Origin of the sequence: Microcoleus sp. D3_18a_C4 (genome assembly GCF_036702415.1) — a bacterium.
In the GTDB taxonomy this organism is placed as follows: Bacteria; Cyanobacteriota; Cyanobacteriia; order Cyanobacteriales; family Microcoleaceae; genus Microcoleus.
This window is the reverse complement of sequence record NZ_JAUBTI010000155.1, coordinates 1-11,585: the sequence shown is the minus strand read 5'-3', so window position 1 is coordinate 11,585 and position 11,585 is coordinate 1. Positions and strand designations below refer to the sequence as shown.

Here is an 11,585-nt window from a genome sequence, read left to right as displayed (position 1 = left end):
GCCCGCCCTTTCTGGACGGGCGGGACGCCCATCCCACAAGAACCATCAAAATTCTAAGTTATTTAATTCTCATTCCTAAGTTGCTTTTTTTTTACTGGTATTTTTTAATTAAAAACCCGGTTTCTCGAAGAAACCGGGTTTTTAATCAACAGTATTTATCCGTTGGTAGAGTGCATTAATGGCTTAATGCGAATTCGGGCAATTTTGGCTCAGATGAACCATCGGGCACTACCTTAACCTGACCGTTTTCATCCACATCAACGATCGCCTTTTGACCGTCTTTCAGCTTCCCAGACAGCATTTCCTCAGCCAGTACATCTTCCAACAACCGCATGATTGCGCGGCGCAAAGGTCGAGCACCGTAGCTGGGATTGTAGCCTTCTGTAACTAACAAGTCCTTGAATCGGTCTGTCACCGACAAAGTAATACCCTGTTCTGTTAAGCGGCTGAAGACTTGCTGCAACATAATGTCCGCAATCTGCTTCACTTCTTCCCTGTTCAACTGGCGGAAGACGATAATCTCATCCAAGCGGTTGATAAATTCGGGACGGAAAAACTGTTTCAGTTCTTCGTTTACCAAGCTGCGAACGCGGTTGTACTGCCCGTCTGCGGCACTTTCAGCAAACTCGAAACCGAGACCGCCGCCGCCTTTTTCAATCACTCGCGAACCGATGTTTGAGGTCATGATCAGCAGGGTATTCTTAAAGTCTACTGTCCGACCTTTAGCATCAGTTAAGCGGCCGTCTTCCAAGATTTGCAGCATCATGTTGAAGACATCCGGGTGAGCTTTTTCGATTTCGTCGAACAAGATGACTGTGTAAGGACGGCGCCGGACTGCTTCTGTTAGTTGGCCGCCTTCGTCGTAGCCGACGTAACCCGGAGGCGAACCGATGAGTTTGGAAACCGTGTGGCGTTCCATGAATTCGGACATATCTAACCGAATCATGGCTTCTTCGGAACCGAAGAAATATGTTGCTAGGGCTTTTGTAAGTTCCGTTTTGCCCACGCCTGTGGGGCCGGAAAAGATGAAACTGGCGATCGGGCGATTGGGATTTTTCAAGCCTACGCGCGCGCGGCGGATGGCCCTAGAAACTGCGCTGACAGCTTCTTCTTGACCGATCAAGCGCTGGTGCAGCGTGTCTTCCATGTGCAGCAGCAATTCTGATTCGGATTCTGTCAGCTTGCTGACCGGTACTCCCGTCCAATTAGCCACGATGTGGGCGATGTCTTCTTCGGTGACGATGGGAGAAGTTTTGACTTGGCTTTTGTTGATCGTCGCTTCGGCGATTTCGGCTTCAATTTCTAATTCGCGATCGCGCAATTTTCCAGCTTTGTCGAAGTCTTGCTCGCGCACGGCTGCATCTTTTTCTTTTGTTACTGCAGGCAGTTGCTTTTTGAGCTCTTTAACTTCGGGGGGGGTTTGCGAATTCATCACGCGGACGCGGGAACCTGCTTCGTCAATTAAGTCGATCGCCTTGTCTGGCAAAAACCGATCGTTAATGTATCTGTCTGACAGTGTAGCCGCTGCTTCTAAAGCTGCGTCGGAAATTGTCAGTCTGTGATGCTGTTCGTAAGCCGATCGCAAGCCGTACAATATTTCTATTGTTTCAGCCACGCTCGGTTCACCGACTTTGATCGGTTGGAAGCGCCGTTCTAAGGCAGCGTCGCGCTCGATGTGCTTGCGATATTCGTCCAAGGTTGTTGCGCCGACACACTGCAATTCGCCTCTGGCAAGGGCTGGTTTGAGCATATTGGATGCGTCCATGCTACCTTGAATTGCGCCTGCACCGACTAAGGTGTGAATTTCATCGATGACCAGAATGATGTTGCCGGCCGCGCGAATTTCGGCCATGATTTTCGTCAGCCGTTCTTCAAATTCGCCTCGGAACTTTGTACCAGCAATCAGCGAACCCATATCGAGGCTGATTACTTGTTTGTCTTCTAAAATTTCCGGGACGTTTCTGTTAACAATCCGCTGGGCTAGGCCTTCGGCGAGGGCTGTTTTGCCGACTCCCGGTTCGCCTACTAACACTGGATTGTTCTTCGTGCGGCGGCCGAGCACTTGGATCACACGCTCGATTTCATTTTCGCGGCCCACGACGGGATCGAGTTTGCCTGCTGCGGCTAACTTGGTCAGGTTTGTGCCAAATTCTTCTAAAGTCGGGATTTTGCGATCGCCGCTATCTCCCCTACCTCCGGGTACCGCCGCGACTTCTCCCACGGCACGAATTACCTGGGTGCGGACTCTCTGGCGATCGATTCCCAAGTTTTGCAGCACCTTCGCCGCCACCCCTTCATCGTCCTGAATCAGCCCTAGCAGGATGTGCTCGGTGCCGATGTAATTGTGCCCTAACTGCCGCGCTTCGTTGAGGGCCGTCTCAAAAATGCGCTTGACGCGGGGTGTGAAAGGAATTTCTGGCGGGAGGAACCCGGAACCTCTACCGATGATATTTTCGATTTCATTGCGCGCCTCTTTCAAGTTGAGGCCCATATCCAGTAATACTTTTGCAGCGATGCCAGTGCCTTCGCCGACGAGTCCCAGAAGAATTTGCTCGGTGCCTACAAAATTGTGACCGAGGCGCCGCGCTTCCTCTTGGGCTAGCATGATTGCTTTAATGGCTTGTTCTGTAAAGCGTTCAAACATATTTTTTCTATCCTACTGTCTTGGCGAGGGCTGTATCGCTGCTGGTGAGGAGCGATTTGGAACACTACACAAATTATAGATGTAAATTTTTGTGTATTTCGTTCTCTAACAATGTATCTTGCTAAGGGGGTAGGGACAGTGGGGAGACCCGAATAGTAGGGGTGTGGTTGCCGTCCGCTGTCGATCGGATATTAATTGAGAATAATAGTAGCAAAATGGCTGGATTGCATGAATAATATCATTGTTATGTATAAATCATATTCTTGTTCCAGTAAATTAAGCTTGATTTTTGTTTGCCTAAGTACATGGTTGAATGAAGCATATAACAGTTGCCATGTCAAGATTTTTGACTGTTGAGGGAGGGTGGTAGTGCCGTCAGCCAACAGCCCACAGTCAACAGCGAACACAGACTAGAATCACATATATTTTCAACTCTCAGCAGAACTCCATGCAATTTCTCTCGCAATACCAAATCCACTCCACTCTCCACGAAGGTATCGAAACGATTATTTATCGAGGAAAAATCCCCACCCACCAGGATACAACCGTACTCAAAATCCTGAAAGCTGAATATCCCACCCTCGATGCAATTACCCGGATCAAGCACGAGTATCGCATTCGCCAACATTTAGACCATCCGGGCCTAGTTAAAGTCCTTAGCCTAGAAACCTTTGACAACCGTCTCGGCTTGCTTTTAGAAGACTTTGATGGCGAATCTCTCGATCGCCTCCTGTCCCGACAAAAGCTCGAAGTCATCACCTGTTTGAGGTTGGGCATTCAACTCATAAAAGCCTTAGAATATCTGCACCTTCAAAAAATTATTCACAAAGATATTAAGCCTAGCAATATCATCATCAACAGCGAAACAGGAATTATTAAACTGACAGATTTCGGGATTGCTTCACGATTGTCCAAAGAAAATCCCCAAATAAATAATATTAACTCTATAGTCGGTACTTTTGCTTATATGTCTCCCGAACAAACCGGGAGAATGAACCGCACCCTCGACTACCGCACCGACTTTTATTCTATCGGGATTACCTTATATGAAATGCTGACAGGTCAATTACCATTTATGAGTAACGACCCTTTAGAAATAGTTTACAGTCACATAGCTTCTCAAGCAATTTTACCGGAGCAAATTAAGTCCGACATTCCACCAGCAATTTCACAAATTGTGATGAAATTAATGGCTAAAAATGCCGAAAATAGATATCAAACAGCAGGCGGATTGTTAGCGGATTTAGAAAATTGTTTGCATCAGTTAGAAACTACAGGCAAGATAGTCTATTTTACGCCCGGAAACTTAGATATATTGAGTCAGTTGTTGATTCCTCAAAAATTGTACGGTCGCGAAAAACAAGTCAGCGAACTATTGGCAGCATTTGAACGTGTAGCTAATCCTTGCGAAGAAAATTATTCCCCTTCCCAAATTGAACTGATATTAGTGTCGGGTTATGCAGGTATAGGCAAATCGGCCGTAGTTAGCGAAATTCAAAAACCCATCACCAGACAGCGGGGTTATTTTATTTCAGGTAAATTTGACCAATTCAAGCGGAATATACCTTACGCATCTTTAATTCAAGCTTTTCAATCTTTGATCCAGCAGTTACTTACGGAAAATATCAAAAAATTACAAGATTGGCAAGATAAACTTTTAGCCGCACTAGGCGATGCCGGACAAGTAATTATTGACGTGATTCCCGAACTAGAATTGGTAATTGGCAAACAGCCTGCGGTTGCGGAACTTGCCCCCACAGAAGCACAAAACCGCTTTAACAGGCTATTCAAAGAATTTATCCACGTATTCGCGCGAAAAGAGCATCCCTTAGTCATATTTATCGATGACTTGCAGTGGTCAGATTCAGCGACATTGAAATTAATGGAATTGCTGGCGACTGACCCAGATAGCAGATATTTACTATTAATTGGAGCCTATCGAGACCATGAAGTTAGCTCTACCCATCCTTTAATGCAAACAGTAGAGTACCTTCAAAAAACGGGGATTATTCTCCACAATTTAGTGCTGGAACCTCTTTCTTTAGCTCATGTGACTGAGTTAATTTCTGAGACATTGAATGACTCAGAAAGAATTCAACCTTTAGCGGAGTTAATTTGGAATAAGAGTGGTGGCAATCCTTTTTTCTTGACGCAATTGCTCAACACTCTTTATCAAGAAAAACTTTTGAGATTTGACTTTCCCAGGCTGCTGTCTCCCGGAATAAAAGGGCAGTGGCAGTGGAACATTGAGGATATTCACGCTATTGGCATCACAGATAAGAGTGTAGTTGAACTGGTAGCCAGTCGGATTCAACAATTGCCAGAGACTACACAACAAGTTTTGAAATTGGGGGCTTGTGTTGGGGACAAATTCACTTTAGATGTTCTCTCTACTGTCAACGCAAAATCTCCGTCAGTCACTGCGACTGAACTCTGGGATGCGTTGCAAGCGGGGTTAATACTTCCCTTGAATGAGAGTTACCTCATTCCTTTATTTTTAGATGGAGAAGCCGGATTTAATTTAACTTTCGATTCTTCGCGAATCGGCTATAAATTTTTGCACGATCGCGTCCAGCAAGCTGCATATTCGCTGATTCCTGATAATGAAAAGAAAGCCACTCATCTTAGCATCGGTAAATTGTTGTTTGAAAATACGCCACCCGATAAAGTAGAAGAGAAAATTTTTGATATTATCAACCAGTTGAATGTAGGAAGTGAGTGTCTAAGCCTGCCATCAGAAAAAGAGGAATTAGCAGGATTAAATTTAATGGCTGGACATAAGGCAAAAGCAGCTAACGCTTATGAACCCGCTGTTAAGTATTTGAATGTGGGAATTTCCTTATTAGCACCTGATAGCTGGGATCGCAACTATAGCATGACGCTGCGGCTGTATGTAGAGACGCTGGAAGCGGAATATTTAAACACCAATTTCGAGCAAGCAGAAAATTTGGCAGAAGTGGTTTTGCGATCGGCTAAAAACCAGCTTGACATAGTGAAAGTGTATCAGCTAAAGATCCTATTTTATCAGGCTCAAAGCCAGATGCTAAAAGCTGTTGAAACAGGTTTAGAAGTGCTGGAAATGCTGGGAGTAAACCTATTAGATAGCCCAACCATTGCAGTGCCCAAATTGCCGCGAATTGAGGAATTAGAAAACCTGCCAGTTATGACAGATCCTTATCAACTGGCAACTATGGAAATCCTGACAGCCCTCTATCCTCCTGCTTATATTGCCAAACCAGAAATTGTTTCCTCCCTCGTCTTGACTATGGTCAATCTTTGTATCGATCGCGGTCATTCAGCATTAGCTACTTTTCCCTATACTCTTTATGGAATGATGCTGTGCGGCCTCGAAGGCGAAATCGAAGCTGGCTACTACGCTGGACTAATCGCTTTAAAGCTGCTAGAACAATTTAATGCTAGCCAACAAAAAGCTAAGGTTTATGTAATGTTTAATGCTCATATCAGAATCTGGAAAGAGTCTACTAAGAATACACTTGCTTCATTTATAGAAGGAATGAAAGTTGGTATCGAGACTGGGGATTTAGAATGGGCAGTTTATAATTCTATGCACTATATTACCAATTTGTTTGTGGTGGGAGAACCGCTAGAATTGGTAAAAGACAAACAAACCGTTTATATGGAGTTGGTGCTGAAAAATAAACACGAATTTGCCATAGGTTATGCTAAAATTTGGCAAGTAATTGCTTCAAGCTTAAGAAGCCAAACAGCAGAGCAAGTACGATTAGTTAGCGGCAGGTTGGATGAACCTGCTGTGATGTCGCGTTGGCAGAAAGAAAATAATCGAATGTCGCTGTTTGCAGCTTATGTTGCTAAATTGATGGTGCTTTATTTACTTAAAGATTATGCTGCGGCTGTTGCCAGCGGTAAATTAGCGGCAGAATATGCAGATGGGGCGATCGGCTTAATCACTGTTGGGGTACACAATTTCTACTATTCGCTGGCTATCCTCGCTCACTATCCTGACAGTGACAATCAAGAAGCAGACTTAGCTATTGTTAACTCTAATCAGCAAATTATGAAAAAGTGGGCATACCATGCACCCATGAATTATCAGCACAAGTACGAGTTAGTTGAAGCTGAGAAAGCTCGACTTTTCAGCGATAAACTTGCAGCTATGGATTATTATGACTTAGCTATTAAAGGAGCGGCTGCTAACGGTTACATCCAAGAAGAAGCATTAGCTTATGAATTAGCGGGAGAGTTTTATCAATCTTGGGATAAAGAGATAATTGCTCGAACTTATGTGAGAAAAGCTTATTATGCCTACATCCGCTGGGGAGCTACAGCAAAAGTTAAATACTTAGAATCCCGTTATCATTATTTAGTCGATCGCAATCAAGAAGCAATATATAAAAATGTGGTCACGACTGCCACAACTACTATCAACAATAGTTTGGTGCTGGATTTACCAACTGTTGTCAAAGCATCTCAAGCTGTTTCGAGCGAAATTATCCTCAGCCGTTTGCTAGAGAAACTCGTACAGCTTGTGAAGGAAAACGCAGGCGCTCAAAAAGTATTATTTCTTGCCCAGACAGGTAATCAATTATTCATAGAAGCTGGACTTACAGGTGAGTTTAATGATGTCACTCTGTTGCAATCTCTCCCTATTGCGGAATCTGATCTCCTCCCAATTTCCTTAATTGACTATGTAGAAAGAACCAGAAAATACTTAGTTTTAGATGATGCTACACGATCCGATCAATTTCAATATGACCCGTATATTGCGAGCAATCACCCCCTGTCTATCCTGGTATTGCCAATTATCCATCAAGGCAACCTTACGGGAATGTTTTATTTAGAAAATAATTTAACCAAAGGTGCTTTTACTAGCGACAGGCTTGAACTTTTGGGAATATTGTCTGCACAAGCAGCTATTTCTCTAGAAAATGCCCGTTTTTATACTATTCTGGAAACGCGAGTAGCGCAAAGAACTGAGAAATTGCATACTGCATTGGAAGAACTTCGCCACACTCAATTGCAGCTAATTCAAAGTGAAAAAATGTCCAGTTTAGGGCAAGTGGTCGGGGGAATTGCTCACGAAATTAATAACCCGATTAACTTTATTTATGGAAATTTATATTACACCAATGAATACGCTGAAAACTTACTACATTTACTACGTTTATACCAAAATAATTACCCAAATCCCGTGCAAGAAATAGTCAATGAAACAGAGCAAATAGATTTAGATTTTTTGATGACTGATTTCACTAAAATGATAGAGTCAATGAGATTTGGGGCTGCGAGAGTTCGCGATATTGTGCTGTCGCTGCGAAACTTTTCTCGGCTAGATGAATCAGATAGAAAATGGGTTAATCTCCACGAAGGTATCGACAGCACGTTGATGATTTTGGATCACAAATTAATTGATATTCAAGTGATCAAGGAGTACGGCAATTTGCCTTTAGTTAACTGCTATCCGGGAGAAATTAATCAGGTATTTATGAATGTACTGACTAATGCGATTGATGCTTTGTCTCGCGAAAGAGGGAAAGAATTTGACTCGACAATTCAGATTTGGACTGAAGTCGCCGAAGGAAATCAAGTAGCGATTCGCATTGTTGATAATGGTGTGGGGATGAGTTCGGAGGTACTGGGTAAAATATTTGACCCGTTTTTTACTACTAAAGAGGTAGGTAAGGGGACGGGTTTGGGATTGTCTATCAGTTATCAAATTGTGGTTGAACAACATGGAGGAAAGTTAATTGGCAAGTCGGAACCCGGAGAGGGAAGCGAGTTTACTATACTGCTGCCGTATTGATGAATTAAAGCCATCGTGAAAGCAACTGTTCAATTACTTTCACAAAGCCGATCGCAATTTGAATCAACGGCCAACCCACAAAACAAATTAACACCGCCCAGCGAGTTTGAATATCCAAACCTTGGCGAACCGCCACAATTACAGCTAGCAAACTCCACACAGCTAATATCCGCTCTATTCCTTCTCCCAGCAAGGGAATTAAGGTTAAGAAATTCAGCACTTGGGGCGCGTAAGCAAACCCGATCGGAACCAACAACTCCCTATAAGCTACGTGACCCGGTTTCAGCCACTCCCCGATTTTAAAGATAGTGAAAGTCCAAAAATAATAACCCCCCGCGATTGCCAAACCATCTATCCAAAGTGCTAAAAATAACACTGATAGCTCAGTTCGATTGATTAACAAAATGACGGCACTGCCCAAAACGCGGGACAGCGCAGCTAAAATTACAATTGTTAAAGCTATCCGCTTAGTTCTGCGAGTGTAGGGAGTTTTTTCGTAAAAATTGCCATTCAAAGAAAGTGCGTTCCAAAGCGTTGCCCCCAAGCCTGCAATTGAATCTTCTCCCTTCACGTTGAACTCCTGCTCCTCAAGATAGTTGACAACTTTTACAAAATAAGCTCTAATACAGCAGAATCACCGAACTATTTCTAGGTAATTAGGTAATTAATTGGCATTCTACCAGATTTTATTAAATGCTAAGATTGATTTTACGGATACTTGCATGGCTGCGCGGGGGAAGTTTAAATTTGTTGCTCATCGCAGGCGTAATCCTGTTAGTTTGGGGCATTCTTTCGCCGGTGGGAACTGTTATATGGTGGCTGAATCAAAGTGCCGAAACGTTTGGTATCAAGAAAAATCCGCCGGAGATATTGCCCTCAAACAAGGGCAATTTAGAAGCCCGCAAGTCTTCGCCGATCAATTGTTATATAATCTTTTTACCGGGAGTTGGCGATTTTTCGGGGGATGAATTAACCCCTGGTGAAGAGTTTTTTCTCAAGCGTTTAGTGAAAAGTCACCCGCAGTGCGTAGCAGTGGGCGATGTTTTTCCTTATTCAGCCTCTAACAAAAGTTTAGGAGGAGAGCGGTGGCTAGCTCCTTTTTGGCGGTTTGCAGAACAGGCAAAAAGCGGGCCGATTGCGGGGGATATATTCATTAAAATTCGCAATCTCTGGAGGTTTGCCATTTCTCTAGATTATCGCTACGGGTTTGCATACAATCAGGGAATGGCTAAGGCAATTATCGATCGCATGAATGCTCAATCTCCCATTTCAGTTAATCCTCAACAACCTTTGAAAGTTATTTTAATTGGCACTAGCGGCGGCGCCCAAGTTGCTTTGGGTGCTACTCGCTATCTTAAAGAATGGCTGAAGGCAGAAATTACGGTTGTTTCGGTTGGAGGCGTGTTTTCGGGAGAAAATGGTTTTGCAGAGGCCGATCGCATTTTCCACTTTCGCGGCACTCGCGATTCAATTGAGGATATTGGCGGCATAGTTTTTCCGAGTCGCTGGTACTGGTACGCGACTTCTCCTTTCAACCAAGCTCGTTTGCAAGGCCGCTATGCAGCAGCTTTGAGCGGCCCTCACAAGCACGACGGCGATGAGGGATATTTTGGGGAAAATCTAGCAGCGGACGGTAAAAAGTATGTAGATATAACCCTGGACAAAATTAATCAATTACCTGTTTGGTCTGAGGGTGCGCGCGATTGATGAGTTCTTGCATATTCGATATTCATTAGTTATTAATTGTGTCATTGTTGGTTGTGCGTCCCTTGAAGCTTGGCCTTGTTGGCTTCCAGTCTCTACCTCCAATTCCCAATTCCCTGTTTGGCCGATGCCCAATTCCCAATTCCCAATTCCTAATTCCCTATTATCAATGTCTCGACCAACATTATATATTGCCATCACAAATCACGGATTCGGGCACGCTGTCCGAGTCTCCTCCGTAGCTGCAAAAATTCAAGAATTAAATCCAGATATCTTACTAATTATCACAACAACAGCACCTCGCTGGCTGCTAGAATCTTATATTACGGGCGACTTTATCCACCGTCCCCGCGCTTTTGATGTCGGAGTCGTGCAAGCTGACAGTTTGAATATGGATAAAGACGCGACGCTGGAAAAATTGCGGGAAATTCGGAAAAAGCAAAATTCCCTAATTGCCAGCGAAGTTAATTTTATCAAGCAAAATCGGGTGGGTTTGGTGCTGGCAGATATTCCTCCTTTGGCAACGCGAATGGCAGCAGCGGCTGGGGTTCCTTGCTGGATGATGAGCAATTTTGGGTGGGATTTTATCTATCGCGATTGGGGCGGGGAATTTCTAGAAATGGCAGATTGGATTGGTGAGTGTTTCGGAATGTGCGATCGCCTTTTTCGTCTTCCTTTGCACGAACCGATGCCAGCTTTCCCAAATATTCAAGATGTGGGCTTGACTGGCGGCAATCCTCGCTACAGTAACGAAAAAATTCGGGAAGTATTCGGCATCGAAACACCGCTGGAAAAAACTGTATTGTTGACTTTCGGCGGATTGGGTTTAGAGGAAATTCCTTATCAAAATTTACAGCAATTTAGCGACTGGCAATTTATTACTTTTGATGCGGGCGCTCCCGATTTGCCGAATTTGATTAAAGTCAAAAATCAGGAGTTTGCAAAATCTCTCCCGATTTTACCCCGTCCGGTTGATATTATGCCTGTCTGCGGGCGCTTAGTTTCTAAACCGGGATACAGCACTTTTGCGGAAGCTTTGCGCTTGGAAATACCTGTTGTTTCTATAAGGAGAGAAGGTTTTGCAGAAGCTGCGGTGTTGCTGGAAGGGATTCAAAATTATGCGGAACATCAAATTTTGACGGCGACGGAGTTTTTTGAGGGGGATTGGGAGTTTTTGCGACAACCGCTGCATCCCCCCTGTTTGTCGGATAAATTGGATAAAAATGGTACGGAGGATGTCGCCCAAGCTGTTGTAGACTATTTTTATTAGACCTCGACCGAATAGTAAGTTTTGAACAGGCAGGATGCCTGTTCCACAATAATTATTGGAGAGGTCTAATATACCAGTAGTGGTAGTAGTGGTAGTGGTAGGTTGTGCCCGTGGGGAGCATCTCAGTTTTGCATTTACAGTGCGAGCGTCCCCGCTCGCGTATTGTACAATACGCGAGCGGGGAC

The 11,585-nt window shown here is 44.1% G+C and carries 5 protein-coding genes; 3 read left to right on the top strand and 2 right to left on the bottom strand.

Going from position 1 to position 11,585, the window contains the following annotated elements; all coding sequences use genetic code 11:
• Window positions 1–175 precede the first annotated feature (175 nt).
• A complete protein-coding gene (locus tag QUB16_RS31650; protein ID WP_333322231.1) occupies window positions 176–2,644 on the bottom strand; it encodes an ATP-dependent Clp protease ATP-binding subunit in 2,469 nt (822 codons plus the stop codon).
• A gap of 448 nt (window positions 2,645–3,092) precedes the next feature.
• Here QUB16_RS31650 and QUB16_RS31645 point away from each other — a divergent pair, with 448 nt between their 5' ends.
• Window positions 3,093–8,426, top strand: a complete 5,334-nt coding sequence (locus tag QUB16_RS31645) for an AAA family ATPase (RefSeq protein ID WP_333322230.1) — start codon at window positions 3,093–3,095, stop codon at window positions 8,424–8,426.
• 4 nt (window positions 8,427–8,430) lie between these two features.
• On the opposite strand, the gene QUB16_RS31640 is transcribed toward QUB16_RS31645, so the two are convergent.
• The gene (locus QUB16_RS31640; RefSeq protein ID WP_333322228.1) at window positions 8,431–8,997 is read right to left on the bottom strand and encodes a hypothetical protein; all 567 of its coding nucleotides are present in this window, start codon (window positions 8,995–8,997) and stop codon (window positions 8,431–8,433) included.
• Window positions 8,998–9,119: 122 nt separating this feature from the next.
• On the opposite strand from QUB16_RS31640, the gene QUB16_RS31635 reads away from it, so the two are divergent.
• Both QUB16_RS31635 and QUB16_RS31630 read left to right on the top strand, forming a co-directional pair.
• The gene (locus tag QUB16_RS31635; protein WP_333322227.1) at window positions 9,120–10,133 is read left to right on the top strand and encodes a hypothetical protein; all 1,014 of its coding nucleotides are present in this window, start codon (window positions 9,120–9,122) and stop codon (window positions 10,131–10,133) included.
• Window positions 10,134–10,299: 166 nt separating this feature from the next.
• Window positions 10,300–11,400: a glycosyl transferase gene (locus QUB16_RS31630; protein WP_333322232.1), complete on the top strand. Its 1,101-nt coding sequence runs from the start codon at window positions 10,300–10,302 to the stop codon at window positions 11,398–11,400.
• Window positions 11,401–11,585 lie beyond the last annotated feature (185 nt).